The organism is Mucilaginibacter sp. Mucisp86, assembly GCF_047324315.1.
Lineage (GTDB): Bacteria > Bacteroidota > Bacteroidia > Sphingobacteriales > Sphingobacteriaceae > Mucilaginibacter.
In genome coordinates this window covers 1,748,525-1,774,143 of the sequence record NZ_CP168503.1, presented here as the reverse complement: position 1 = coordinate 1,774,143, position 25,619 = coordinate 1,748,525, and the positions used below count along the sequence as shown (strand labels likewise).

General features: G+C 41.6%; 39 protein-coding genes. 32 read left to right on the top strand and 7 right to left on the bottom strand.

Going from position 1 to position 25,619, the window contains the following annotated elements:
• Positions 1-140 precede the first annotated feature (140 nt).
• From ACEN9X_RS07250 to ACEN9X_RS07240, 3 genes are all read right to left on the bottom strand, one after another.
• Positions 141-551, bottom strand: a complete 411-nt coding sequence (locus ACEN9X_RS07250; protein WP_413669732.1) for a hypothetical protein — start codon at positions 549-551, stop codon at positions 141-143.
• Between the two features lie 27 nt (positions 552-578).
• On the bottom strand, positions 579-1,136 hold the full coding sequence (locus ACEN9X_RS07245) for a hypothetical protein (protein WP_413669731.1): 558 nt from the start codon (positions 1,134-1,136) through the stop codon (positions 579-581).
• Positions 1,137-1,293: 157 nt separating this feature from the next.
• Positions 1,294-1,761 (bottom strand): SRPBCC domain-containing protein, encoded by a 468-nt coding sequence (locus ACEN9X_RS07240; protein ID WP_413669730.1) that lies wholly within the window; start codon positions 1,759-1,761, stop codon positions 1,294-1,296.
• A 303-nt stretch (positions 1,762-2,064) separates the two neighbouring features.
• On the opposite strand from ACEN9X_RS07240, the gene ACEN9X_RS07235 reads away from it, so the two are divergent.
• Together ACEN9X_RS07235 and ACEN9X_RS07230 are read left to right on the top strand one after the other, a co-directional pair.
• Positions 2,065-3,777, top strand: coding sequence for a hypothetical protein (locus ACEN9X_RS07235; protein WP_413669729.1), 1,713 nt, complete (start codon positions 2,065-2,067; stop codon positions 3,775-3,777).
• An 80-nt stretch (positions 3,778-3,857) separates the two neighbouring features.
• Positions 3,858-5,726 (top strand): rhomboid family intramembrane serine protease, encoded by a 1,869-nt coding sequence (locus ACEN9X_RS07230; protein WP_413669728.1) that lies wholly within the window; start codon positions 3,858-3,860, stop codon positions 5,724-5,726.
• Positions 5,727-5,738: 12 nt separating this feature from the next.
• Here the strand turns inward: ACEN9X_RS07230 and ACEN9X_RS07225 are convergent, their stop codons facing one another.
• A complete protein-coding gene (locus ACEN9X_RS07225) occupies positions 5,739-6,560 on the bottom strand; it encodes a hypothetical protein (RefSeq protein ID WP_413669727.1) in 822 nt (273 codons plus the stop codon).
• A gap of 246 nt (positions 6,561-6,806) precedes the next feature.
• On the bottom strand, positions 6,807-7,445 hold the full coding sequence (locus ACEN9X_RS07220; RefSeq protein WP_413669726.1) for an energy transducer TonB: 639 nt from the start codon (positions 7,443-7,445) through the stop codon (positions 6,807-6,809).
• Positions 7,446-7,810: 365 nt separating this feature from the next.
• Between ACEN9X_RS07220 and rplC the strand changes: the two genes are divergently transcribed.
• The 30 genes from rplC (at position 7,811) to ACEN9X_RS07070 (ending at position 24,133) form a co-directional block, all read left to right on the top strand.
• Entirely contained in the window at positions 7,811-8,428 is a 618-nt protein-coding gene (rplC, locus tag ACEN9X_RS07215; protein WP_413669725.1) for a 50S ribosomal protein L3, read from the top strand.
• 1 nt (position 8,429) lies between these two features.
• On the top strand, positions 8,430-9,062 hold the full coding sequence (gene rplD, locus ACEN9X_RS07210; RefSeq protein ID WP_274990026.1) for a 50S ribosomal protein L4: 633 nt from the start codon (positions 8,430-8,432) through the stop codon (positions 9,060-9,062).
• 2 nt (positions 9,063-9,064) lie between these two features.
• On the top strand, positions 9,065-9,355 hold the full coding sequence (rplW, locus tag ACEN9X_RS07205; protein WP_091215952.1) for a 50S ribosomal protein L23: 291 nt from the start codon (positions 9,065-9,067) through the stop codon (positions 9,353-9,355).
• Positions 9,356-9,363: 8 nt separating this feature from the next.
• Complete coding sequence (gene rplB, locus ACEN9X_RS07200) at positions 9,364-10,191, top strand: 50S ribosomal protein L2 (protein WP_413669724.1); 828 nt, start codon at positions 9,364-9,366, stop codon at positions 10,189-10,191.
• Positions 10,191-10,457: a 30S ribosomal protein S19 gene (gene rpsS / locus ACEN9X_RS07195; protein WP_022832979.1), complete on the top strand. Its 267-nt coding sequence runs from the start codon at positions 10,191-10,193 to the stop codon at positions 10,455-10,457. The genes rplB and rpsS overlap by 1 nt, the downstream gene beginning before the upstream one ends.
• 6 nt (positions 10,458-10,463) lie before the next feature.
• Positions 10,464-10,892, top strand: a complete 429-nt coding sequence (rplV, locus tag ACEN9X_RS07190; protein WP_091165379.1) for a 50S ribosomal protein L22 — start codon at positions 10,464-10,466, stop codon at positions 10,890-10,892.
• A gap of 6 nt (positions 10,893-10,898) precedes the next feature.
• Positions 10,899-11,762 carry a 30S ribosomal protein S3 gene (gene rpsC / locus ACEN9X_RS07185; protein WP_091215961.1) on the top strand — a complete coding sequence of 288 codons (864 nt, stop codon included), beginning with the start codon at positions 10,899-10,901 and terminating at the stop codon, positions 11,760-11,762.
• Positions 11,763-11,924: 162 nt separating this feature from the next.
• A complete protein-coding gene (rplP, locus tag ACEN9X_RS07180) occupies positions 11,925-12,347 on the top strand; it encodes a 50S ribosomal protein L16 (protein ID WP_090529269.1) in 423 nt (140 codons plus the stop codon).
• A 124-nt stretch (positions 12,348-12,471) separates the two neighbouring features.
• Positions 12,472-12,681 carry a 50S ribosomal protein L29 gene (gene rpmC / locus ACEN9X_RS07175; protein ID WP_090529266.1) on the top strand — a complete coding sequence of 70 codons (210 nt, stop codon included), beginning with the start codon at positions 12,472-12,474 and terminating at the stop codon, positions 12,679-12,681.
• Positions 12,682-12,701: 20 nt separating this feature from the next.
• Positions 12,702-12,956 (top strand): 30S ribosomal protein S17, encoded by a 255-nt coding sequence (rpsQ, locus tag ACEN9X_RS07170; RefSeq protein WP_090529263.1) that lies wholly within the window; start codon positions 12,702-12,704, stop codon positions 12,954-12,956.
• A 1-nt stretch (position 12,957) separates the two neighbouring features.
• Positions 12,958-13,326, top strand: coding sequence for a 50S ribosomal protein L14 (gene rplN / locus ACEN9X_RS07165; protein ID WP_090529260.1), 369 nt, complete (start codon positions 12,958-12,960; stop codon positions 13,324-13,326).
• A 1-nt stretch (position 13,327) separates the two neighbouring features.
• A complete protein-coding gene (gene rplX / locus ACEN9X_RS07160; RefSeq protein WP_091215966.1) occupies positions 13,328-13,657 on the top strand; it encodes a 50S ribosomal protein L24 in 330 nt (109 codons plus the stop codon).
• Positions 13,657-14,220, top strand: coding sequence for a 50S ribosomal protein L5 (gene rplE / locus ACEN9X_RS07155; RefSeq protein ID WP_091215970.1), 564 nt, complete (start codon positions 13,657-13,659; stop codon positions 14,218-14,220). The genes rplX and rplE overlap by 1 nt, the downstream gene beginning before the upstream one ends.
• A complete protein-coding gene (gene rpsN / locus ACEN9X_RS07150) occupies positions 14,213-14,482 on the top strand; it encodes a 30S ribosomal protein S14 (RefSeq protein WP_091215973.1) in 270 nt (89 codons plus the stop codon). Before rplE ends, rpsN begins: the two co-directional genes overlap by 8 nt.
• A 178-nt stretch (positions 14,483-14,660) precedes the next feature.
• Positions 14,661-15,059, top strand: a complete 399-nt coding sequence (rpsH, locus tag ACEN9X_RS07145) for a 30S ribosomal protein S8 (protein WP_091215977.1) — start codon at positions 14,661-14,663, stop codon at positions 15,057-15,059.
• A 17-nt stretch (positions 15,060-15,076) separates the two neighbouring features.
• Positions 15,077-15,634, top strand: coding sequence for a 50S ribosomal protein L6 (gene rplF / locus ACEN9X_RS07140; RefSeq protein WP_091215980.1), 558 nt, complete (start codon positions 15,077-15,079; stop codon positions 15,632-15,634).
• 5 nt (positions 15,635-15,639) lie between these two features.
• Positions 15,640-15,990, top strand: a complete 351-nt coding sequence (gene rplR / locus ACEN9X_RS07135; protein WP_091215983.1) for a 50S ribosomal protein L18 — start codon at positions 15,640-15,642, stop codon at positions 15,988-15,990.
• A 12-nt stretch (positions 15,991-16,002) separates the two neighbouring features.
• On the top strand, positions 16,003-16,521 hold the full coding sequence (rpsE, locus tag ACEN9X_RS07130) for a 30S ribosomal protein S5 (RefSeq protein WP_090529238.1): 519 nt from the start codon (positions 16,003-16,005) through the stop codon (positions 16,519-16,521).
• Between the two features lie 6 nt (positions 16,522-16,527).
• Entirely contained in the window at positions 16,528-16,707 is a 180-nt protein-coding gene (gene rpmD, locus ACEN9X_RS07125) for a 50S ribosomal protein L30 (RefSeq protein ID WP_022833274.1), read from the top strand.
• A 4-nt stretch (positions 16,708-16,711) separates the two neighbouring features.
• Positions 16,712-17,158, top strand: a complete 447-nt coding sequence (rplO, locus tag ACEN9X_RS07120) for a 50S ribosomal protein L15 (protein ID WP_413669723.1) — start codon at positions 16,712-16,714, stop codon at positions 17,156-17,158.
• A gap of 5 nt (positions 17,159-17,163) precedes the next feature.
• Positions 17,164-18,507 carry a preprotein translocase subunit SecY gene (gene secY / locus ACEN9X_RS07115; RefSeq protein ID WP_413669722.1) on the top strand — a complete coding sequence of 448 codons (1,344 nt, stop codon included), beginning with the start codon at positions 17,164-17,166 and terminating at the stop codon, positions 18,505-18,507.
• Between the two features lie 6 nt (positions 18,508-18,513).
• Entirely contained in the window at positions 18,514-19,305 is a 792-nt protein-coding gene (gene map, locus ACEN9X_RS07110) for a type I methionyl aminopeptidase (RefSeq protein ID WP_091215989.1), read from the top strand.
• Between the two features lie 64 nt (positions 19,306-19,369).
• Positions 19,370-19,588, top strand: coding sequence for a translation initiation factor IF-1 (gene infA / locus ACEN9X_RS07105; protein ID WP_022833270.1), 219 nt, complete (start codon positions 19,370-19,372; stop codon positions 19,586-19,588).
• A gap of 4 nt (positions 19,589-19,592) precedes the next feature.
• Positions 19,593-19,709, top strand: coding sequence for a type B 50S ribosomal protein L36 (gene ykgO / locus ACEN9X_RS07100; RefSeq protein ID WP_022833269.1), 117 nt, complete (start codon positions 19,593-19,595; stop codon positions 19,707-19,709).
• 99 nt (positions 19,710-19,808) lie between these two features.
• On the top strand, positions 19,809-20,186 hold the full coding sequence (rpsM, locus tag ACEN9X_RS07095) for a 30S ribosomal protein S13 (protein ID WP_091215993.1): 378 nt from the start codon (positions 19,809-19,811) through the stop codon (positions 20,184-20,186).
• A 138-nt stretch (positions 20,187-20,324) separates the two neighbouring features.
• A complete protein-coding gene (gene rpsK, locus ACEN9X_RS07090) occupies positions 20,325-20,714 on the top strand; it encodes a 30S ribosomal protein S11 (RefSeq protein WP_090529224.1) in 390 nt (129 codons plus the stop codon).
• Between the two features lie 67 nt (positions 20,715-20,781).
• The gene (gene rpsD / locus ACEN9X_RS07085) at positions 20,782-21,390 is read left to right on the top strand and encodes a 30S ribosomal protein S4 (protein ID WP_090529221.1); all 609 of its coding nucleotides are present in this window, start codon (positions 20,782-20,784) and stop codon (positions 21,388-21,390) included.
• Between the two features lie 179 nt (positions 21,391-21,569).
• On the top strand, positions 21,570-22,562 hold the full coding sequence (locus tag ACEN9X_RS07080; RefSeq protein ID WP_091216000.1) for a DNA-directed RNA polymerase subunit alpha: 993 nt from the start codon (positions 21,570-21,572) through the stop codon (positions 22,560-22,562).
• A gap of 211 nt (positions 22,563-22,773) precedes the next feature.
• Positions 22,774-23,325 carry a 50S ribosomal protein L17 gene (gene rplQ / locus ACEN9X_RS07075; protein ID WP_091216004.1) on the top strand — a complete coding sequence of 184 codons (552 nt, stop codon included), beginning with the start codon at positions 22,774-22,776 and terminating at the stop codon, positions 23,323-23,325.
• Positions 23,326-23,650: 325 nt separating this feature from the next.
• Positions 23,651-24,133: a hypothetical protein gene (locus ACEN9X_RS07070; protein ID WP_413669721.1), complete on the top strand. Its 483-nt coding sequence runs from the start codon at positions 23,651-23,653 to the stop codon at positions 24,131-24,133.
• 80 nt (positions 24,134-24,213) lie between these two features.
• Here the strand turns inward: ACEN9X_RS07070 and ACEN9X_RS07065 are convergent, their stop codons facing one another.
• Together ACEN9X_RS07065 and ACEN9X_RS07060 are read right to left on the bottom strand one after the other, a co-directional pair.
• On the bottom strand, positions 24,214-24,705 hold the full coding sequence (locus ACEN9X_RS07065) for a GNAT family N-acetyltransferase (RefSeq protein WP_413669720.1): 492 nt from the start codon (positions 24,703-24,705) through the stop codon (positions 24,214-24,216).
• A gap of 481 nt (positions 24,706-25,186) precedes the next feature.
• On the bottom strand, positions 25,187-25,477 hold the full coding sequence (locus ACEN9X_RS07060) for a hypothetical protein (protein ID WP_413669719.1): 291 nt from the start codon (positions 25,475-25,477) through the stop codon (positions 25,187-25,189).
• Positions 25,478-25,619 lie beyond the last annotated feature (142 nt).

Sequence of the window (25,619 nt, the reverse complement as noted above, 5' to 3'; positions counted from 1 at the left end):
TAATTTTGTCTCGTAAAATGTTGAACACCCCGTTTTTTAAAAATTGAACACTGACAGGAGGGTGTCAGTAAATAGCCATTGAGGTAAAGCGGGTTAAGCTGAAAGCTTAACTTATTTTAGGTGCTTTCAGAAAGCTAAGGTCATTTCAAATATTCTGATATTATAACAAATTGTTGTAGAGAGACAGGGAAAACATCTCTTCTATCTTGGGTTTTGTCATGGAATGCATAGAATATCTCAATGCTTTCCGGGCCCAAAATTTTTTTAAGATAGAGCATTTCAAATCTTCGTTTGGATTGATAGATCTCATTATCATTAATCGAAAAGTAATTCAAAGTAAAGAAGTTATCCGCCCTCCATTTTGAGGTACGGTGATATTTAACGAAATAGACTCTTTTAAGGGAAGGGTCTTCCAAAACATTGTCTATTATACAATGGTCTGAAATTAAATTGTTTTCGAGGTATAGAGAGCAAATCCATGGACCGCCCATGTTAATGATCTGCTCTATATTCTCCATGCTAAATTCCAAGCCACAGAGTTTTTTCTTCATTATATCAAGGAATATATTGGCAAATGGCTAACTATAGGATTCGAGGAACTCATCTATCGTATCTTCACTATCCATGTTCAGAATAGCATTAGCTAACTTTACTTGCCCTTTAGATAATGCAATAGCTGTTAACGCAGTTGCAGCTAAATCTAAATCCCAATATTGACTCATTGCAAGGCTGGCAAGATCTCCTAAATTTTCAATGGCTTTATTATAGTTTGGCTTTAAAGCACTTGGTAAAGGAGGATTGTTCTTGTGCCTTTGTATTTCAATAACCGAAATCAGTCCGAGTATATTATAGTCTACAACTTGTTTTTGTAGTGATATTCTAACCAAATGAGGAACCGAATAATATGATGCTAAGCCAACATCTCCCTGATGGTGCAACTCGTTCCATAGTTCTTGATAGATTTGGTTAACAGTTTGTTTATTGTCTGCAACCTCCAGTTTCTTCAAAGCTATTGAAGCATCATATAATGTTCCTCTGTAACCACCTTCTAAAGTCGACCACCTTGGGTCGTCAAGTTCCAATACCGGTTCATCTACTGATTTCTTAGGGAAGAAGTCGCCTAACTTTATTGTCATAAGGTTATTTGTTTCTCAAAGATATATAAACGAACGTAGCTTTTACCATCGGTATTGGTTGTTGGTACTAACGATGGCCGTTGTATAGCTTAGAAGCAAAGTAATTTAATACCTTGCTTCTAAGGATGGCTTTAGCCGGTTAGTGCCCGGTTACACATCACTGCGCCGCTGACATTGTTTTGTTTGCCGTAGCTGTATTTATCCAGTTCAAAAGCCGCTCCTGGATGTATTGTGTCCATGCCGGTGCACAAGAGTTATAACATTCAAATTCCGGCACCAGGCCAACATGTGTGAAAACAATTTTTGTTGCATCGCCCTCCGCAAAAATTTCAAAGCAAAGTTTTGTACCTGTCCATTCGCTTTGGTTTTGTGTAAACGTTAGCTTGCTATCAGTAATCAACCAGGCTATTTTTTTGGCGGGCACCAGTTCAACAAGCTTTTGTTTGGTATAGTGCGCCCCGTCGCCGGCCCGGAATGAAAACTCGTCGCCAAGTTTATCCGATTCGCCTTCAAATGTTTCTGAGTACAATCCCGACCACCATCCGCGCACATTCTTTATGGCATCGAAAACTTCTTCCGGACTTTGGTTTACCAGTAAGGTTGTTGTGAAATTTGTAGTTGTCATCTTTTTGATTTTTTTAATTGAATAATTGCTCACTTAATAAGCATTGTTAAGATAGGTAACTTGCAAGTTACGTAAAAGTATAAGTAACTTCTGAGTTACGCAATTTTTTCTGAAAATTTTTTATCGCCTCATTTTGAGGGGCGCGAAGAGGAAAGTGAAAGTTCCTTTTCTCAATCTACATTCACCATCATCAACCTAACACATCTCAATTCCCCATCCATTCCTGCCTATAATACCTTATATTAGTATAGGTTTTCACAACCAACCAATTGTATTCCGGTTTCTCATTTAAAAAAGTCGAACATGAAAAAGGTATCGCTGTTATTTGTGTTTCCTGTGGTGCTGTTCGCTACATATTTGTTTGCGTTCCAGGGAAAAAAACTAAAAGTATCGGGCAAAATAAAGCCGGTAATCCCGGTAATGTGCTCATCGGGTGCAGCAGATAATGCAGACACGGCAGGCAACGGCAAATTTGTACAGCGCCTGCCCGGCTGGGGACATCACAGTTACGCTATAACTGCCGGTAACGATAGTGCGCGGTTTTACTTTAACCAGGGTTTAACCATGTATTATAGCTATCACATGAAGGAGGCATTTGCCTCGTTCAGGGAGGCATCGCGCTTTGATCCTGCTGCGGCTATGACTTATTGGGGACAGGCATTAAGCCTTGGCCCTTACTATAATGCTGGTGGGCCTTATGTTGCACCTGCCGGTTTACCTGCTGTTTTGAAACAAATGAACGCTGTTGCCGGCAACGCCTCTGAGAAGGAAAAGAAGCTGATAGCGGTGATGAACCTGCGTTATCCACAAGGAGGCACTAATGCAAGTGACAACGAAGCTTATGCCCAGGGCATAAGAAAGCTGATTGACGCTTATCCCACCGATGCCGACCTTAGAATGCTGTACATCGACGCGGTAATGCTCATTCACCCCTGGGATTTTTGGGCACCCGATGGTACCGGCAAACCCTGGACGGCCGAACTGGTTGCGTTGTGTAAAGGTGTGTTAATTACAAATCCTGATCATCCGGCTGCGCTGCATTATTATATCCATTTAACCGAGGCTTCGCGTAACCCGGGCGCTGCCCTGGACAACGCGCAGGCTTTAAAAAGTTTATTTCCGGGTATCGGGCATATGGTACATATGGCCAGTCATGTTTACCAGCGTAATGGTTTATATTTTCAGGGCGTTGATGCTAACGAAAAGGCTGCTAAATGTATCGGGGTGTATGCTGATATGGCAAAAAACTTAAAGCTCACCAAAATAAACTCGCACTTTTATGCTGTTGAAACACTTTGCGCCTTTAATGGGGGAATGTACAAGAGGGGGATGGAAGCGGCCCAACGCTGCCGCAATGCTGTAAAACCTTCGGCTGGCGATACTTATTCACAATACCTGTATATGATGCCTGTACTTACCATGGTGCGCCTTGGCAAATGGCATGAGTTGTTGAAAGACAGCGTTGGCCCTAACCCTGCCTGGGCTTATGCACGGGTGCTGCACCACTTTGCCCGGGGACTGGCATTTCTGTACACAGGTGGGCAGGATTCGGCCGTTGCCCAACTGGCTTTATTGCGTGGCAGGCTTGATGATGCCTCTTTAAAACAGCGGCATATCCCTTTTAATACCGCGCTGGATGGGGCAACCGTTGCCGAAAATATATTGGATGGCGCTATTTTGCTTGGCCGTAATAAGTTTGATGATGGTATGGCGGCCTTTAAAAAAGCGGTGCAGACAGAAGATAACATGATTTACTCAGAACCCGCCGAGTGGCCTATCCCGGCACGGCAGTTTATGGGTGCCTACCTGCTCAAAACCGATTATAACCCGCAGGCCGAAACTGTTTTCCGCGAAGATCTGGAACGTAATCCAGGTAACGGCTGGTCGATGCTGGGCATGTATCAAAGCTTGAAGGCGCAAAACCGTATCGAAAAGCTGCTGTATTACAAGGCAGGTTTTACGCGCTCGTTTTCGCATGCCGATGAGGTGCCCACGAGTTCGGTGTTTATGAATTGAAAATGAGGTTACCGGCAAGCTCGCTGTTAATTGCGGCTAATATGATATATTAGCTTTACAAAATAACAGTGCGCCTTATCATGAACCAATTTTTTTCCAAACTCAAATTAATATTTGTCCCCTTTGTTGCGGTTACGGTATTGTTTATAACTGCCTATACCTTTTTTAACTGGTTCATATTTGTAAAGCTTAGTCTTTTTGTTGTTGATGATGTGTTTACGGAAATTGCCGGTCCGGGGGTAATAGCGTTGGTAATTATCTTATTATGGGTGAAGCCGCGTCTTAAACTGCTTAATATGGTAAGCAACAGGCGCAGCGATCCGCTCAGTTTTGCCCTGTTGATAACTTACATAGGCATGCTGGGCCCCTGTATTATTGCACAAACATACATGGAATCGGCTACAGGCAAACTCACGGTACTTGATCATATAAGCAGTTTAAACCATTTGCCCCTAACCAAATATTATGAGGTAAAACATTTTTATACCGATAAGCGGTTTGCGCGCTTTAAAGTTACATTTAAGGTAAGCGGCAAACACAATAACAACTTTGATATGGGCATATATGCCGTAAGCCCTGTACTTGACAGTGCTTTTACCCAGCCAGACACTGCCGGCAAAATGTTAAACCCAAAAGGTAATTTTAAAAATCCCTTTGTGCTGCTTAATGGTAAGCCTATTGCAGGACAACAGCTAAAAAAGATAGATCCGGATAAAGTTGAAACCGTAAATGTTTTGCATGGCAACGCCGCAATTAGTATATATGGCGATAAGGGAAAGAATGGCGTATTATTGATCAGCCTGAAAAAACAATACAAAGTTGAAGATATACTGGCTGAAATTACTGACCCGCCGGTGCCGGCCTTTATAACACCGCCGGTTGCGTGGTTAACAACCAGCTACAGCAAAACCATTAGCAACAGGTTATCAGATTCAGAAAAACAGGCAGAATATAAAGCTTTTGCCGATGAAAGCCAGCGAGATTTTGACGCTAAGAACTTAAATGAATTTGTTTACCTGGAAAGGCTTGGCCCCAGTAGCATGAGGGACAATTATATTGCTGCAGTGCGCACAAAAGATAGCCTGACCAGGGCTTATCCTGTTATTTTATCGCCGGTAAATGAACCTTTCGCGGCCAGGAATGGTAATAAGCTGTTTTGGGTATTTGGTATATTGGGTATTTGCTGCGCCATCCTGTTGATGATAATAGCTTACTGGCCACTAAATGTTGATGCTGAACCGGTACCGCAAAAGTCGACCGACCCTTTTGGCCTTAAAATAATCAGAAATCTGGTAGTGCCGCGTCAGGGCTTTTTCAGCACGGCTATCATCATTGATCTTAATCTGCTGCTGTTTATCATTATGGTTTGCAGTGGTTTGGGTTTTATTAATTTCAACGCCCATGACCTGTTGGTCTGGGGCGGCAATTTCAGGCCATCGGTACAAACCGGGCAATACTGGCGCTTGTTAACCAATATGTTTTTACATGGCGGCATTATGCATGTATTGTTTAATATGTATGGCTTGCTGTTTGTAGGCATCTTTCTTGAACCCTTGCTCGGAACCGGCAAATACACCGTACTTTACCTGTTAACAGGAATAATAGCCAGTATTACCAGTATCTGGTGGCACCCGGCTACAGTTAGCGTAGGTGCTTCAGGCGCCATATTTGGCATGTATGGCGTGTTTTTGGCACTGCTTACTACCAATTTGTTCCCTCCCGAATTTAAAAAGCCATTTTTGATCAATACTGCTGTTTTTGTAGGATATAATCTTTTGGCGGGTCTGTCGGGTGGTATTGACAACGCCGCGCATATAGGCGGTTTGCTCAGCGGGCTGTTGTTCGGATACGCGTTGTATCCGTCTCTGAAACAAAAGGCCCGCCAGGCAGAAGCTGAACAGGAAACCGTGCAAATGCTTGATGAGTTGGCTGGCAAAGATCAGGGTTAAGGTAACTTTTATTTACACGTTTACGCTGTCCTTTTTAATTACTTCCAAAGGTATATCGCCCATCCAGGCTGCCACTTCCGAAAATGAGCTCCAGTACGAACCCAGGATACGCCCTGTGCCGGCAAGTACAAACAGATCAACTACGGCTGCCTGGATGCCGGCAACTGTTTGGCGGCTCAGGTCTTTCGGGGGGCTGATGATCCGGTCGCCAAATGTTAGTTTCAATTCAAGTTCAACATTAACATCATCTGTTGCAAGAAAAAAACGGGTTGTATCATCTGCCGCCAGGAGTTCCTGCATGCGGGCGGTAAACAGCTCCAGCGGACTGTTAGCTATAGCCAATGCATTATCCGTTCGTCTAACCTGTACGCCCACGCCGGTTGGGTTAAGTGTACTTAACAGTTCATTAATTTTAAAGCTAAGCGTGGCAATAGGCTTAAAAAGCTTAAACTCATCAACACTATCGGTAAAGCGCTGGCAGGTTTTTATATAGATGCGTTTATGATGGCGTACTGTTTCATAAACATCTGTAAGCGGGTAATCTGCATCGGTAATGCAGATATCAACCCGGGCGATAAGGTTTTTAAGTTTGGCCTTAAACCGGCTTTTTTTATCGGGCTGAACGGTTCGCGTTACAAAATCAAATACCCGCGTTTTGGGGATAATGGTAAAATCGGCAATGGGCTCAAGGAGCAGGTGATAGGGGCAGTTAAGCTCATGTGTTTCGTTCCAGATAACGCACAGTTGGGTATTGAGCATCCGTTTAAGCCAGATGCCATTGGCAATAACCCGTAGCCTGTTGGCCAGTCCCCCCTGTGGTTCTAAGTAGATCATACCTGTTTTTCGGGTATAAGTATAGGGAATAAATAGGGCAGGATAAAGGACTAAATTAAGTATACAGGCGTTTTACTAACGATAAGGAGGAAAAATAGTCCATTTATAGCACATAGCCAACGCGGGTATGCGGCGTAGGGTTAGGGGGAATGCCCGTGATTCCTTTAAAGTAACTAATGCAAAATACGTAATTGAAACGTCTTCAGAATTCGTTGGATTTATTGAAGGCGGCTGCCTTAGCCGTCTTTAATTATCTTTCATTCTGATCAGGTATACTTCTTTTTTACCGGCCACTGTAAATTGCTGATTTTTATCATAGTTATAATAAGGCTCGGCAATTTGTATGTCAGTACTTGGGAAATTGCTGCCCAATATGGCCTGAGCTTCGGCAGCGGTATAAAGTTTACCCTTAATATCGAAAATGAAGCCATAATCTGAATTTTGGAGGTCTTTAAAACTAATCCGGCCCTGTGGTATCACAAAAGTTATAGGTACTGTATACTGCACCCGCACAGGTTTGCTATTCTGTATACCTGGAAGCCATTTAGGGCTCTGTTCCAAAACTTTAACAGCTTCAGCCTCGCAACCGGCGCCAATACAATTCATGGGCGTAACGGTGCTTACTTCGCCATTTTTTTCAATTATAAACGATAAAACAACCTTGCCATTAATTCCTATCAAACGCGCTATTTCCGGGTATTTCAGGTTTTTGCTTATATAATTACCAAAGGCGGCGAGGCCACCCGGAAATTCAGGTACCTGTTCAATTGATGTATAAGCTGCGGAATGTTTCGCTTTTTTAGTAGTGTCGGTTTGCGTGGCCTGGCCGGCAAATACAACGTGGCCCATGAGCATGGCAGCTACGGTAAAGTAATAAGGTTTCATGCGGTAAAGATAGGCAGGGTTTTCTGAATTAGATAATACCAGCAATTTTTTGGTTGATTGCCGTGTTAAGCTTATCAATCCTTAAAAATTTCCCCAACCCATCACCGGTTTTACGCCGCCAATTGGATGGCGCGGTAACATGCCATCCAAAGTGGCTTCGAAAAGTCAAAAAATTAAACCAGCTAATGCTTAGCGAAATACCTTTCAAACATGTGTTAAAACACTGGAGCAAAAATTATAAAAAAATAACGTACTAACTATTTGATAATTAATACAAAGTTTCTATCTTTGCCGTCCCTTTCGGGGGAGAAATATGCCTTGAACGAAGCCCTACTGCTTCGATGGGCACAAAAACAATTAAAAAAATGTCAGGAATTATTGGTAAAAAAGTAGGAATGACCAGCATTTTCGACGAAACAGGGAAAAATATTCCCTGCACAGTAATCGAAGCTGGCCCTTGCGTGGTAACACAAGTTAAGTCTGTGGATACAGACGGATACGCTGCTGTTCAGTTAGCGTATGGCGACAAAAAGGAAAAAAACACTTCTGCCCCTTTAAAAGGACACTTCCAGAAAGCCAACACCGCTCCAAAGCGTAAATTGGTTGAATTCAAAACTTTCGAAGATCAAAAAACATTAGGCGACACCGTTACTGTCGACATTTTTGCTGCGGGAGATTTTGTTGATGTGGTAGGTACCTCAAAAGGTAAGGGTTTTCAGGGTGTGGTAAAACGTCACGGTTTTGGCGGTGTGGGTATGCAAACTCACGGTCAGCATAACCGTTTACGTGCGCCAGGTTCTTTGGGTGCGTCATCATGGCCTTCACGTGTATTTAAAGGTATGCGTATGGCTGGTCAAACCGGAAATGCTCGCGTTAAAGTACAAAACCTTGAAGTAGTTAAGGTTTTCGCTGAGCAAAATCTGTTAGTAGTTAAAGGTTCCATCCCTGGAGCTAAGGGTTCATTTGTAATAGTGGATAAATAAGATGGAAGTTAACGTATTAAACGTATCAGGTAAAGAAACAGGTGCCAAGGTGCAGCTTCCTGAATCGATCTTCGGTATTGAGCCAAATGATCACGCTATCTATCTTGATGTTAAGCAATATCTTGCTAATCAACGTCAGGGTACACACAAATCAAAACAGCGTAATGAGATTGCAGGTTCAACCCGCAAGCTATATAAGCAAAAAGGTACAGGCGGTGCCCGTGCCGGTGGTATTAAATCACCATTATTTAACGGTGGTGGCCGTGTATTCGGTCCGCAACCACGCGATTACAGCTTCAAATTAAACAAAAAGCTTAAATCACTGGCCCGTAACTCTGCTTTATCATACAAAGCAAAGGATAACAACATTTTAGTGTTAGAGGATTTTAATTTTGATAGCATCAAAACTAAAAACTACATTAAGTTGGAGGCCGATTTGAATGTTACTAATGATAAAACATTATTAGTAGTAGCAGGCGCTGAAAATAACAATGTTTATTTATCAAGCAGAAACCTGAAAAAAAGCAAAGTAATTTCTGTTGAGCAATTAAACACTTACGATGTGTTGAACGCCGGCAAATTATTGCTTACTACAGGTGCTGTTAAAACTTTGGAGGAAGCATTAGCTAAGTAATTATGGAAATTTTAAAACAACCCCTACTTACTGAAAAAGTTACTCAGTTAACTGAAAAGCTTAACCGTTATGCTTTCAAAGTTGATCACAGGGCTAACAAAATTCAGATCAAAAATGCCATTGAGGCAATGTATGGTGTAAATATCACTGCGGTGAACACCATGAAATACGTCGGTAAACTAAAAACCCGCAATACTAAGGCTGGCGCTGTTCAAGGCCGTTCAGCTACTTACAAAAAAGCGATCGTTACGTTGAAGGACGGAGAAGTAATTGATTTTTACAGCAATATATAATTATAGAAATGGCAGTAAAGAGATTTAAACCGGTTACCCCGGGTACCCGCTTCAGAGTTGATGTATCTAACTCAGATATTACAACAAACGTTCCTGAAAAGTCGTTGGTAGTAGCATCAAACAAAAGATCGGGCGGTCGTAACAACAGCGGTAAAATGACTATGCGCTACTTAGGTGGTGGTCATAAACAAGCATACAGGTTAATTGATTTTAAACGTAACAAGTTTGATATCCCGGCAAAAGTTGCAACTATCGAGTACGATCCTAACCGTTCGGCACGTATAGCCCTGCTACACTTTGCTGATGGTGAGAAACGATACATGATTGCTCCGGAAGGCTTAACAGTTGGTACAGTAGTTACAGCAGGTGCTACAGCAGCTCCTGAAGTTGGTAACACTTTACCATTGAAAAATATCCCTCTTGGTTCAATTATCCACAACATTGAGTTAAACCCTGGCCAGGGTGGTGTAATTGCCCGCAGCGCCGGTACTTATGCTCAGTTATCAGCACGTGATGGTAAATATGCCATCATCAAATTGCCTTCAGGCGAAACACGTATGATATTGTCAACTTGCTTGGCAACTATCGGTACTGTTTCAAATGGCGAAAGAGCAAATGCTGTGTTAGGTAAAGCAGGCCGTAACCGTTGGTTAGGTCGCAGGCCAAGGGTACGTGGTGTAGCTATGAACCCGGTAGATCACCCTATGGGTGGTGGTGAAGGCCGTGCCTCAGGTGGTCATCCACGTTCACGTAAAGGTTTATTGGCTAAAGGCTATAAAACTCGTGACAAGAAGAAAACATCGGATCGTTACATCATTGAAAGAAGGAAGAAATAATGGCTCGTTCAATAAAAAAAGGACCTTACATCGATCATAACTTAGACAAGAAAGTTATGGTGCTGAATGATGCAAATAAAAAATCAGTTGTAAAAACATGGTCACGTCGTTCCATGATCTCTCCTGATTTCGTTGGTCATACATTCGCTGTACACAACGGTAACAAGTTTATCCCTGTGTACGTAACAGAAAACATGGTTGGTCACAAGCTTGGAGAGTTTGCCCCAACCCGTACATTCCGCGGACACGCAGAAAAGAAAAAATAACAGGCAATGGAAGCAACAACAAAAATTAAAAAGTCTGTACTGATCAGGCAACAAAAAGAAGCTGCGAAAGCTCTTGTAGGCGGCGCTTCTGTTGCTAAGTTACAGGACTGCCCAACTTCACCACGCAAAATGCGTTTGGTGGTTGATTTGATCCGCGGTGAAAACGTTGAGAAAGCGTTATACATATTAAAATTTACTAACAAAGAAGCTGCTATTCGTGTAGAGAAACTTTTGTTATCAGCAATCAAAAACTGGGAAGCAAAAAACGAAGGCAAACGTGTTGAAGACAGCAACCTTTTTGTTAAGGAAGTATCTGTAGGCGGTGGCCGTCAGTTAAAAAGGTTACGCCCAGCTCCGCAAGGAAGGGGATACCGTATCCGCAAACGCTCAAACCACGTAACACTTGTTGTGGATAGTAAAAACGAAAACAATTAATTTGAAATGGGACAGAAAGCACATCCAATAGGTAACAGGTTAGGAATCATCAGAGGTTGGGATTCTAACTGGTTCGGTGGTAACAACTACTCCGACAAATTAGTTGAGGACGAAAAAATCCGCAAATACCTTTCAGCTCGTATTGCTAAAGGTGGTGTATCTAAAGTAGTTATCGAGCGTACTTTAAAACGCATTACCGTAACTATCCACACTGCCCGTCCGGGTATTGTGATTGGTAAAGGCGGTCAGGAAGTTGACAAGATCAAAGAAGAGTTAAAAAAACTTACTAAAAAAGAAGTTCAGATCAACATTTTCGAGATCAAACGCCCTGAGCTTGATGCACAATTAGTAGCAGAAGGCATTGCAAAACAATTAGAAGCACGTATCTCTTTCCGTCGTGCCATGAAAACCACAATCGCTGCAACCATGCGTATGGGTGCCGAAGGTATCAAGGTAATGACTTCAGGCCGTTTAGGTGGCGCTGAGATGGCACGTAGCGAGCAATATAAAGAAGGCAGGATTCCTTTGCACACTTTCCGTGCTGACATTGATTACGCATTGGCAGAAGCATTAACTACCTATGGTAAAATAGGTGTTAAAGTTTGGATCTGCAAAGGCGAGGTTTATGGCAAACGCGATCTTTCTCCAAACATTGGCGGTACCAGCAGCGCAAGCGGCAAAGGTGGCAGGCCAGAAGGCGGTGCGCCAGGCTTTGGTGGCCGTGGTAACGAAAGAGGCGGCGAGCGCGGCGGTGAGCGTCGTGGCGACAGGAAACCAGGTGGCGACCGCCGTGGTGGTGGTAACAGGCCAGGTGGAAACCGTCCGGGTGGACAAGGTGGAAACCGCCCAGGTGGCCCAGGTAAGAGATAATTAAAGCAGATTTGAGATGTTAGATTTGAGATATGAGAAAAAGTATCTCAAAACATCTGAAACTGTAAGTAAAAAAAAGAAAATAACAAGATAAGGGGTTTTTGATTGAGATGCGGATGAGCAGTCTCAAATCTCAGATCTCAAATCTCAATACTTAAGAAAATGCTACAGCCAAAAAGAACGAAGTTCAGAAAGATGCAAAAAGGCAGGATGAAAGGTTTAGCCACTCGTGGTGCTGAACTTTCATTCGGATCTTTTGGTGTTAAATCACTCGAAGCGGCATGGATCACCAGCCGTCAGATCGAGGCTGCACGTATCGCTGTAACACGTTTTATGAAACGTGAAGGACAGGTTTGGATCAGGATATTCCCTGACAAACCTGTAACTAAAAAACCTGCAGAGGTACGTATGGGTAAAGGTAAAGGTGCTCCTGAATACTGGGTTGCGGTAGTACGCCCCGGAAGGATCATTTTTGAAGCCGAAGGTGTGCCTTTGGAAGTTGCTAAAGAGGCTTTACGCCTTGCAGCACAGAAATTACCAGTGCAAACTAAATTTATTGTACGTAGGGATTACGTAGAAGCATAAATTGAGGAGTTAGTTGAAAAGTTGTAAAGTTTTAATGTTGTGAAGTTGATGCCGAATTTCACCCATCATTAATAAAACGATACAACGTTTAAACTTGCCAACAGACAACAAATAACAAAGAAAAATGAAGAACTCAGAAATTTTGGGCCTATCAACTGAAGAAATTGTTGCTAAAATCAGCGAGGAAAGGGCTACCCTAACCAAATTGAAATTTGCTCATGCAGTTTCAGCTATTGAGAACCCGTCCCGTATAACCAAAGTACGCAAAGGAATTGCTCAGTTAAATACTGAATTAACAAAACGTAAAGCGGCGGCCGCTTCTGAAAAGAATTAATTTTTTAAACATTAGTAAAAATGGAAAGAAATTTAAGAAAAACACGTACCGGCCTCGTAGTAAGCAACAAGATGGAAAAATCTATTGTTGTGGCCGTTGAGCGTAAGGTGAAACACCCTATCTATGGTAAATTCGTAAAGAAAACTACCAAATTCAAGGCTCATGATGAAAACAATACCTGTGGCGTAGGCGATACAGTATTGATCATGGAAACCCGCCCGCTGAGCAAAACCAAAAACTGGCGATTAGTTGAAATTTTAGAAAGGGCTAAATAAGATGGTACAACAGGAATCAAGATTAACAGTAGCCGACAATAGCGGCGCTAAAGAAGTTTTAGTGATCCGTGTATTAGGTGGTACCGGTAAAAGGTATGCATCAATCGGCGATAAAATTGTGGTTACCGTAAAAAGCGCTTTACCATCAGGTAACGTGAAAAAAGGTACCGTATCAAAAGCCGTAGTTGTGCGTACTAAAAAAGAGATCCGCAGAAAAGACGGTTCATATATCCGTTTCGACGATAACGCAGCTGTGTTGTTAAACAACCAGGACGAGCCAAGAGGTACACGTATCTTTGGCCCTGTTGCAAGGGAACTGCGCGAGAAACAATTTATGAAAATTGTATCATTAGCACCGGAGGTATTGTAACATGGAAAAGAAAGTAAAATTAAAGATCCGTAAAGGCGACCTGGTTAAAGTTATCGCCGGCGATTCAAAAGGATCACAAGGCAAAATCGTTGAGGTTTTGGTAGATAAGAACAGGGCTATTGTTGAAGGTGCCAATATGGTATCAAAACATACTAAACCTAATGCTGCTAACCCTAACGGCGGAATTGTTAAACAAGAAGCTGCTATACATATTTCAAACCTTATGCTGGTTGATCCTAAAACAGGTAATACAACCCGTGTTGGCCGTCAGAAAAACGAAGCCGGCAAATTAGTAAGGGTAGCAAAAAAATCAGGGGAGGAAATTAAGTAATGACTTACGTACCAAGATTAAAATCAAAATACAAGGAAGAGATCCGCACCGCACTGAAAGATAAATTTCAGTACAAAAGCGTAATGCAGGTTCCTAAATTGGAGAAAATTGCCATTAACCAGGGTGTAGGTGGTGCTACAACCGACAAGAAATTGATCGAAAACACCATCACCGAGTTAACTACCATCACTGGTCAGCAAGCAGTATCTTCAAAATCTAAAAAAGATATCTCAAACTTTAAATTGCGTAAAAATATGCCGGTTGGCGTACGTGTTACCCTGCGTGACAACACAATGTATGAGTTTTTGGATCGTTTAATCGCTGTTGCCCTGCCACGTATCCGTGATTTCAAAGGCATTAACGATAAAGGTTTTGACGGAAGAGGCAACTATACATTAGGTATTACTGAGCAAATTATCTTCCCTGAGATAAATATTGATAAAATCAATAAAATCCAAGGTATGGATATTACCTTTGTAACCTCCGCAACAAACGATGTTGAAGCATTGGAGTTGTTGAAACAATTTGGTTTACCATTTAAAAATCAAAATAGCAATGGCTAAAGAAGGTGTAAAAGCACGTGAAGTAAAGCGCGCAAAATTAGTAGCTAAATTCGCTGAAAAAAGAGCTGCTTTGAAAGAAGCAGGTGATTACGCTGCTTTAGATAAATTACCAAAAGCATCATCACCGGTAAAACTGCACAACCGTTGCAAATTAACCGGCCGCCCTCGTGGTTATATGCGTCAGTTTGGCATTTCACGTGTTACATTCCGTGAAATGGCTCTTGAAGGCAAGATCCCGGGAGTGAAAAAAGCAAGCTGGTAAGAAGATATAAAAATATCGGATTTCGGAATTTCGATTTCGGAATCCGATATTTTTAATTTTTTTGAGATTTAGATAAATTCGAAATCGAACATCCGAAATCTCAAATACAAAATGAATTAACCGATGGAAGGTCGCCCCGGATGTTACGGGAAGGAAACCACCGTCATAACACAATAAAATGAATACAGATCCAATCGCAGATTATCTTACAAGAGTAAGGAATGCTATTAAAGCCAACCACCGGGTTGTTGAAATTCCTGCATCAAATCTGAAGAAGGAAATCACTAAGGTGCTTTTCGACAAAGGTTACATTGCAAATTACAAGTTTGAGGAAAATGGTCCTCAGGGCACTATCAAAGTTGCTTTGAAATACCACCCGATAACTAAAATTTCTGCTATCCGCAGCATTTCGCGCATCAGCAAACCAGGTTTGAGGAAATACGCAGGTATGGAAAACATGCCACGTGTATTAAATGGTTTAGGTATCGCCATCCTGTCAACTTCTAAAGGCGTTATGTCTGATAAAGAAGCTCGTCAGCAAAATGTTGGTGGTGAGGTTTTATGCTACGTTTATTAATCGAAGAAATTTAAGCAATGTCAAGAGTAGGAAAAGCACCGATAGCACTGCCACAAGGAGTAACCGTTACAGTAGCAGCAGATAATGTTGTTACCGTAAAAGGTCCTAAAGGCCAGTTGCAGCAGGCAATTGATAGCGATATCACTATTGCACAGGAAGACGGTCAGTTACTGGTTCAACGCCCGTCTGATCAAAAACGTCACAAAGCGTTACATGGTTTATACCGCGCGCTTTTAAATAACATGGTAATTGGTGTAACCGAAGGTTACAAAGTAACCCAGGAATTAGTGGGTGTAGGTTACCGTGCTACCAATACCGGCAATACATTAGATTTAGTGTTGGGTTTCTCTCACCACTATGTATTTGAATTGCCACAAGAAATTAAAGTTACAACCACTGCTGATAAGGGTAAAAACCCAACCATCATCCTTGAGTCAATTGACAAACAGTTAATTGGTCAGGTAGCAGCTAAAATCCGTTCATTACGTGCTCCAGAGCCTTACAAAGGTAAAGGTATCAAGTTCCAGGGCGAGATTTTAAGAAGAAAAGCAGGTAAATCAGCATCTAAAAAATAATCGTCATGGGAGCTAAACTATCAAGAAGAGACAGGATTAAAAAAGGCATCAGAAAACGCCTTTCAGGGTCATCAGAGCGTCCCCGCCTGTCAGTATTTAGAAGTAATAAAGGTATTTATGCGCAGATCATTGACGATGTAACCGGTAAAACTTTAGTTTCTGCATCATCTTTATCAAAAGATTTTGCCGCTGAAGGTACAAAATCAGATCAATCAGTAGCTGTAGGTAAATTAGTAGCTTCAAAAGCTATTGCTGCAGGTATTAAAGATGTGGTTTTCGACAGGAACGGTTACCTGTACCATGGCCGTGTTAAGTCATTGGCCGAAGGTGCACGTGAAGGTGGTTTAAACTTTTAATCGAGAAGAGAAATGTCAACAATCAACATAAAAAGAGTAAAAACAAGCGAGATCGAATTAAAAGACCGCTTGGTAAGCATACAGCGTGTTGCCAAAGTAACCAAAGGTGGCCGTACTTTCAGCTTCTCTGCCATTGTGGTAGTAGGTGATGAAAACGGTGTTGTAGGTTACGGTTTAGGTAAAGCTAAAGAGGTAACTGAAGCTATTGCTAAAGGCATTGATGATGCTAAAAAGAACCTGGTAAAAGTTCCAATCATTAACGGAACTGTACCTCATGAGCAAATTGGTAAATTTAGCGGTGGTTTTGTTTTCATTAAACCAGCAGCTAACGGTACCGGTGTAATTGCAGGTGGTGCTATGCGTGCCGTATTAGAGTCGGCAGGTGTACACAACGTATTGGCAAAATCAAAAGGTTCATCAAACCCGCACAACGTGGTAAAAGCAACCGTATCGGCATTAGCCCAGTTACGTGATGCAAATACAGTAGCACAACAACGCGGAATTAGTTTAGGTAAAGTATTTAACGGATAATCAGTCATGGCTAAGATCAAAATAACACAGATTAAGAGCGTGATCGACAGAACGGAACGCCAGAAAAAAACAATCGAGGCTTTAGGCTTGCGTAAAATTAACCACAGTGTGGAAGTTGAGGCTACACCTGCTATAGTTGGGATGGTTAGGAAAGTGAACCACCTGGTAGCGGTTGAAAATATTTAATATCATGAATTTAAGTAATTTAAAACCTGCAGAAGGTTCAACCAAAAATAGAAAAAGAATTGGCCGTGGTACAGGTTCTGGCCGTGGCGGTACGTCAACCCGTGGCCACAAAGGCGCTGGTTCACGTTCAGGTACCAGCACTAAGGTAGGCTTTGAAGGCGGTCAGATGCCTTTACAGCGCCGTGTGCCTAAAGTGGGCTTTAAAAACCCTAACCGTGTTGAGTACACAGGTGTAAACCTTGATGTGCTTCAGGAATTAGTAACAAAATTTTCGCTTACTGCTGTTGATTTTGATACTTTGAAAGAGCACGGTTTGGCATCACGTAACGACCTGGTTAAGATCCTGGGTCGTGGTGAGCTTACTGCCAAATTAGAAGTTAAAGCACATGCATTTACTGCTACAGCTCAAAAAGCTATCGAAGCTGCAGGTGGTACCATAGTTAAGTTATAATTTCGATGAAGAAATTTTTCACCACATTATCCAATATCTGGAAAATCGAAGATCTGAGAGTGCGTATTACTAACACACTCTTATTTCTTTTAATATATCGTGTAGGCTCATATGTTGTTTTACCCGGCGTTAACGCTGCGATAGCATCAACCCAAAAGGCAGAAGGATTAGTAGGATTGCTGAATATGTTTGCGGGAGGATCGTTTTCACGTTCCTCTATTTTCGCGTTAGGTGTTATGCCTTACATTTCGGCTTCAATTGTGGTGCAACTGCTGGGTATTGCCGTTCCGTATTTTACCAAATTGCAAAAAGAAGGTGAAAGCGGACGCAACAAGCTAAACCAATGGACCCGCTACCTAACGATAGGTATTACCTTTTTACAGGCTATAGGTTACCTTAAATCGCAGGTGGCTGCTGACGCAAGGACTATTGCTGATCCATTCACCTTTATTTTCCTTAACACTTTCGTGTTAACGGCAGGCACATTATTCGTAATGTGGTTAGGTGAAAAAATCACGGATAAAGGTATCGGTAATGGTATATCACTCATCATCATGGTGGGTATCATAGCCCAGTTACCAATGGCGTTTACTACCGAGTTTATTTCGCGTAATGGCGGCGCCGGTGGTTTGATCGCGTTCATTGTTGAAATTGTAGCGCTTATTGGTGTGGTAATGTTCACTATACTGATTGTACAGGGAACACGTAAAATTTCGGTACAATACGCTAAACGTATTGTGGGTAACAAACAATATGGCGGCGTGCGCCAGTATATACCTTTAAAGGTAAATGCTGCAGGTGTAATGCCAATCATCTTTGCCCAGGCATTGATGTTTATCCCGCAAACAGTATCGCAGTTTTTCCCTAATGTATCTTCAAATGGTATATTGATAGCTTTGGCTAACTATAACTCATGGGAGCATAACCTGTTGTTTGGGATCCTGATTATCCTGTTCACTTACTTCTACACGGCTATTACGGTTAACCCTAACCAAATGGCTGATGATATGAAGAAGAATGGTGGCTTTATTCCGGGCATCAAACCAGGCCGTACTACTGCCGAGTTTATTGATGGCGTAATTTCAAAGATAACTTTACCAGGATCAGTATTCCTGGCTATTATAGCAATCATTCCGGCATTGGCCAGTTTGGTTGGTGTATCTCCGGTATTCGCAAGGTTCTTCGGCGGTACTTCGCTGATCATCCTGGTGGGTGTTGTGCTTGATACATTACAGCAAATAGAAAGTCACTTGTTGATGCGCCATTATGATGGTTTAATGAAAACCGGACGAATTAAGGGACGTACAGCTATGCCTGCCGCTGCCGGTACCAGTCCGACAGCGATTTAATTAGTAATGTCAAAAATCAATTATAAGTCTGTCGAAGAGATAGAACTCATAAGAGAAAGTTCTTTACTTGTTTCTAAAACACTCGGAGAGATAGCCAAGGTTATCGCTCCGGGTGTTAAAACAATAGAACTGGATAAGCTTGCCGAAACCTTTATCAGGGACAACGGCGGTGTGCCTGCCTTTTTAAACTATCACGGATTTCCTTATTCGTTGTGTATCTCCCTGAATGATCAGGTTGTACATGGCTTTCCCGGATCACATGTTTTAACCGAAGGCGACCTGGTATCTGTTGACTGCGGTGTTATTTTAAATAAATACTACGGCGACTCGGCTTATACCTTTGCTATTGGTGAGGTTAGCGCTGAGGTTAAGAAACTGATGCGTGTTACCCAGGAATGTTTAAAGCTGGGTGTTGAGAAAGCGGTGGTAGGAATGCGTATAGGCGACATTGGCCATGCCGTACAGGAACATGCCGAAAAGAACGGCTTTGGTGTGGTGAAGGAACTTGTTGGCCATGGTGTAGGGTTAAAGCTGCACGAGAAGCCGGAAGTGCCTAACTATGGCAAACGTGGTGCAGGTATCAAACTGGAAGAAGGAATGGTGATAGCTATCGAGCCAATGATCAATGCCGGCCGTGCCGGTGTTAAATTCTGGGATGATGGCTGGACAGTTTCAACTTCAGACAAAAAACCTTCGGCGCATTATGAGCATACCGTAGCGGTACGCAAAGGTACTCCAGACATTTTATCGACGTTTGATTACGTAGAAAATGTTTTAAAAGAAAAAAATAATAATTAAATAATTTTTTATTAATTTTGCATCCCGGTTTTAGGGCGGATAATTAAGTAATAATCAACAAAATATGGCTAAACAATCTTCGATTGAGCAAGACGGTACAATTAGAGAGGCATTGTCAAATGCAATGTTCAGGGTTGAACTTGAAAATGGTCATGAGATTATAGCGCACATATCGGGCAAAATGCGTATGCACTACATTAAAATTCTTCCTGGCGACAGGGTGAAATTGGAAATGAGCCCATACGATTTAACAAAGGGTAGAATAACCTATAGATATAAATAAAAAGATGAAAGTTAGAGCATCCATCAAAAAGCGCAGCGCTGATTGCAAGATCATCCGCCGTAACGGGAAACTTTACGTTATTAACAAAAAGAACCCGAAGTTTAAACAACGCCAGGGCTAAGAAAAATTAATTTTGAATTAGTGAATTAGTGAGTTGCTGAATCTATTAAAGGCAAAAGCTCACCCAATCACTAAGTCACTAAATCACTAAATAAACAATATGGCAAGGATTTCAGGTATTGATTTACCAAAGAATAAAAGAGGAGAAATCGGACTTACTTACATTTACGGTATCGGCCGTTCAACAGCTCAAAGGATTTTAGCTGAAGCTGGCATCGACGTAAATATCAAAGTACAAGACTGGACCGATGAGCAATTAGCTGCTATACGTGGTATCATCAACGAGCAAATTAAAGTTGAAGGTGCTTTACGTTCAGAAGTACAGCTTAACATTAAACGTTTGATGGATATTGGTTGCTACCGTGGTACACGTCACCGTAAAGGTTTACCATTACGTGGTCAGCGTACTAAAAACAACTCACGTACCCGTAAAGGTAAACGTAAAACAGTTGCTAACAAGAAAAAAGCTACTAAATAGTGATTGGTGTTTAGAGGTTAGAGACTGCTTAATAGCCGCTTGATAACCTTTAATTCATCAGGAATACCTCATTAAGGAATTTTTACGGGTCCGGGTTATAGTAGTAATCCAGTAATTCGTAAGTAACAGATTAAAAAAATGGCTAAAGCTAAAAAAGTTACCAAAAAACGCATTGTGATTGTTGAGCCTGTTGGCGAAGCGCATATCAATGCTACTTTCAACAACATCATCATCACCCTTACCAACAAAACAGGCCAGGCAGTTTCCTGGTCATCAGCTGGTAAAATGGGTTTTAAAGGTTCAAAAAAGAACACCCCTTACGCTGCCTCACAAGCTGCTGCCGATTGCGGTAAAGTTGCTTATGACTTAGGTTTACGTAAAGTTGAAGTGTTTGTAAAAGGCCCTGGTGCCGGTCGTGAGTCTGCTATCCGTACTTTGCAAACTGCAGGTATCGAAGTAACTACGATTAAAGATATTACACCGCTTCCTCACAACGGTTGCCGTCCTTCAAAAAGAAGAAGAGTTTAATTAACATATTTTTTAAAGCTAAGATTCTGCAGCTACAGGCTGTATGATACTTTAAGAACACACAAAAATGGCCAGATATACAGGACCAAAATCCAAAATTGCCCGTCGTTTCCGTGAGCCGATCTTCGGTCCGGACAAAGCGTTAGAACGTAAAAACTACCCGCCGGGAATGCATGGCGCATCAAAACGCCGTGGAAAGCAATCAGAGTATTCAACTCAGTTGCAAGAGAAACAAAAAGTTAAATACACTTACGGTGTATTAGAACGTCAGTTCGAAAACTTATTTCACCGCGCTTCAGCTAAAGAAGGCATCACAGGCGAAAACCTGTTGAAATTCTTAGAAGCTCGTTTAGATAACGCTGTTTTCCGTTTAGGTATTGCTCCTACACGTTCAGCAGCCCGTCAATTGGTTAACCACAAACACATCACTGTTAACGGTGCTGTTGTAAACATCGCTTCTTATGCATTGAAAGCTGGCGACGTGGTTGCAGTACGTGAAAAATCTAAATCATTAGAGGCTATCACTACTTCAGTAGCCGGTAGAAGAATCAATAAATACAGCTGGTTAGAGTGGGATGCGAATAACCTAACAGGTAAATTCCTTAACTATCCTAACCGCGATGAGATCCCTGAAAACATCAAGGAAAACCTGATCGTCGAGTTGTACTCTAAATAAGATATGAGATATCAGATGTGAGATTTGAGAGTTTTTTCAAATCTCATTTCTGGTTTTCGTATATATGCAAATGACAAACAAAAGGTTTGGATAAGCGTTTGGATACCAGAGAAAATTCTCACATCTCAAATCTCACATCTCAAATCAATTAACAAGTAAACAATAAATAAAGGATATAAATGGCAATTTTAGCATTTCAAAAACCAGACAAGGTTATCATGCAAAAAGCAAATGATTTTGATGGTACGTTTGAATTTCGTCCGTTAGAACCAGGCTTTGGTGTAACCATTGGTAATGCTCTGCGTCGTATCTTACTTTCATCACTTGAAGGTTATGCAATTACTTCTGTTCGTTTTTCGGGAGTAACTCATGAATTTTCGACCATCAAAGGTGTTGTTGAAGACGTAACCGAGATCATCCTGAACCTTAAACAAGTTCGTTTTAAGAAAACAGGTGAATCTGGCGACAGCGAGAAAATATTTGTTATTGTAAATGGCCAGGATGCATTTAAAGCAGGAGACATCACCAAATTCTCTAACAACTTTACTGTATTAAATCCTGATTTGGTACTTTGCAACATGGATCCTTCAGTGACGCTTGAAGTTGAGCTTACTGTAGGTAAAGGCCGTGGTTATGTACCAAGCGAGGAAAATAAAAATCCTGACGCTAATGTTGGTGTTATAGCTATCGACTCGATCTATACTCCAATTAAAAACGTAAAATATACCATCGAAAACTATCGTGTTGAGCAAAAAACCGACTATGAAAAATTAGTATTGGATATTGCTACCGATGGTTCAATCCATCCTGAAGATGCTTTGAAAGAAGCAGCTAAAATCCTGATCCAGCACTTTATGCTGTTCAGCGATGAAAACATGATGCTTGAAGCACAGGCTAAAGAAGAAACTAAAGAAGTTGACGAAGAGATCCTGCACATGCGCAAGATCCTTAAAACCGAATTGGTTGATCTTGACCTTTCTGTACGCGCCCTTAACTGCCTTAAAGCTGCTGATATCCGCAGCTTAGCTGATCTGGTTTCGTACGATGTTGCTGATATGTTGAAATTCAGGAACTTTGGTAAAAAATCGTTAACTGAAATCCAGGACCTGGTTAAATCAAAAGGCTTATCTTTTGGTATGAACCTGTCTAAATTTAAGTTAGACGAAGAATAAGATATGAGATGTTAGATTTGAGACATGAGATTTTTCTCGCTCTTAAAATCTAACATTTTTTATTTGTAACAAACGAGATCGGGATAATGGCTTAGGGAGCTTAGTTCTCTCATCTAATATCTCACATCTCAAATCTAACATTTAAGCGAAAGCATAATTCCGAGGGCTTGAGCCTATCGCCCAACGGTATGCACGTGAAATATATAAAACAATGAGACACGGAAACAAAAACAATCACTTAGGCCGTACTACAGCCCATCGTAAAGCGATGCTGGCTAATATGGCAACTTCGCTTATTTTACACAAGCGTATCACTACAACATTAGCAAAAGCAAAAGTTTTACGCGGTTATGTTGAGCCACTTTTAACAAAATCAAAAAACGATACTACGCACTCACGTCGTACAGTATTTAGCTACCTTCAGGATAAAGACGCTACTTCGATCTTGTTCCGTGAGGTTGCTGAGAAAATTGCTAACCGCCCAGGTGGTTACACCCGTATCATCAAGTTAGAAAACCGTTTAGGCGATAACGCTGAAATGGCAATCATCGAGCTTGTTGATTACAACACTGTTTACGGTGCTGACGCTGCTGCCCCTGCTAAGAAATCAACCCGTCGTCGTGGTGGTTCTGGTGCAAAAGCTAAAACTGCTGCTCCGGTAGCTGCAGAAGAAGCTGTAGTAGTTGAAGACGTTAAAGAAGAGCCGGCTGCTGAAGCACCTGCTCCTTCTGAAAACGAAGAGAATGCTGAAAAAGGCGAATAATTAATTATTCATCTCAACACATACTAAGAGCGGCCCTGATCATTGATCGGGGCCGCTTTTGTTTTAATTGGGTTCTTTTATCTGCAAGCTCTCTGTTTTGAACAGCGGATGTAAATGTATATGTTATTAAACCGAAATGCTTTTTACTAAATCTTTAACTCCTGGTATTGTTTTAATGTTCTCAGACTTACAAAAGTTTCATTGTTTGAAATTTTACAATTTTTGTATAAATTTCTAATAATCAGTGGATTAGACTGTATTTTTGATTTATTGTATTTAAATTTAAGTAGTATTATATCAAGTTTAACCCTTAAATCCTAAAACAATGAAAAATCTTTTGATCGTGCTTTTGGTACTTTTAGCCGGTAGTACATGGGCACAAGCCCCTAAGAAAAACGGTATCATTTACAAGGAACATCCATATATCACCATTGTTAACAAATCTAACGATCTGTTTATTAAGCAGGATTGGGCCGGCCTGGCGAAATTGTATGCCGATACGGCCAAATTTTACGACCCTACAAGCCCTAAGAAAATTTCTTTTGCAGATGAGAAGAAAGCCTGGGCCGCTATCGCGAAGGACTGGGGCCAGATAAAAATAGTTAAGGTAGGCTATCCGGATGGTCTTCAATATGATAAAGACCCTTTTACTGTACAATCGTGGTGGACAATAACCGCTGTAAACAAAAGAACAAAGAAAACGGCGAAATTTCAGCTGGTGCAGTTTGATGAATTTAATAAGGCTGGTAAAATTGCTGTAGAGGCAGCTTATTACGACCAAACGCCATTGATCAATGCTTCAAAATAGTTAAGAAGCAAGCGTAACCGCTATTTAAAAGACTTACGATATCCTTTTGCGGACTAATCGTAAGTCTTTTTTTGCTGCCGTTACCTGGTTAACTTATAGGTGAGCAATTCTGCCTCGTCACCTGTAAGGGAGAACCCGCATTTATCAAGGATCCTTTTTGATGGCAGGTTATCGGCATAGGTATGCACTATAATAGCTTTCACAAATTTATGGGTAAATGCCCATTGCGAAAGCAATTGCAACGCTTCGGTAGCGAAGCCTTGGTTATGCTGATTGGCATCGATCATGTAGCCTATCTCCGCTTCCCCCACATCATTAGGATAGCCGGCGAAGCCCATGCCGCCGATGACTGTGTTGGTGCTTTTAAGAACGATCTCCCAGCCGGTATACCATAGGTATTTATCGGGGAAGGCGAGCGTGTTGGGCAGCCAGAAACTATCGAAGGCGTCATCAATTTCTTTGATATATAATGGATCGATTAGCATAGCAGACGGATTCAGGCCTAATGATAGTTCCAGCAGCTTGCGGTCTTGTTTAAGTAACAGTAATTGTTCATGTGTTAACGGTATCATCTTTAACCGTTGTGATTGGATAAAAAACATTTGATGTTTGGAATTAAATAACAATAAGAAACCAGTTCGCTTTTTTAAAGTGAAGGCACAGCCGGTATATTATGGCTGTTTGTTATACAATTCCAGGCAGTGTGATGAGCCTGTTGAGTGCGTTAAGTAACAAAGGCGTTTTGTTTGTTGATATAAATGTAAGGATTTTATCAGAAGCCTTTAGTATTATAAAAACGTAAAGTGCGTTAGGGATAGTAGCGGAAAGCCCACAGCGCGGGTAGGGTTTGCGTGCAGGTAAGGCGAGGACTTGTAGCGGATAGCCCGGGTCGCAGGCAACGCCATTATTCAGAACCGTTGATTAGAATGATTGCATTGATTCCGCTGATTTTTTGTCTGAACTCGAATTAAACGAATTAAAGAATTCTTAAAAATTACCCGACATTCCGCTAACTTCTTAATTCCACAAATTCCGGTTTAACAACACTCCCCATCACTCGTCAATATAAAACTTTATGTCACCGAAGCGGCTGCGTCCTTCCCGCACAAAGTTGCCATCGATATTATATAGTACATCGCCAAAGAGGGTCCGGCCTTTCCTGATCAGATTATCGTCGAGATTACAAACTACATCCCCAAACATTCCCTGCCCCTTTTTTACTATTTTGCCGTCTATGGTATATAATATGTCACCGAACCGGCCCTGGCCTTTACGCACATAGCTGCCGTCGATAGTATATAATACTGTTCCGAATTTATTATTGCCCTCCCTGATGTATTTCATAGGTGTGTTTAATTGCGAGTTTTAAGTTAAGCGATATACTGCCAATTAACAAATCCGGCAATAACCTTTTTGCCTTTAACCTTTCGCCTTTACCTCTATAACTTCTGCCAACCTGTCATCACAAAGTAAGCTATCCTGCCGC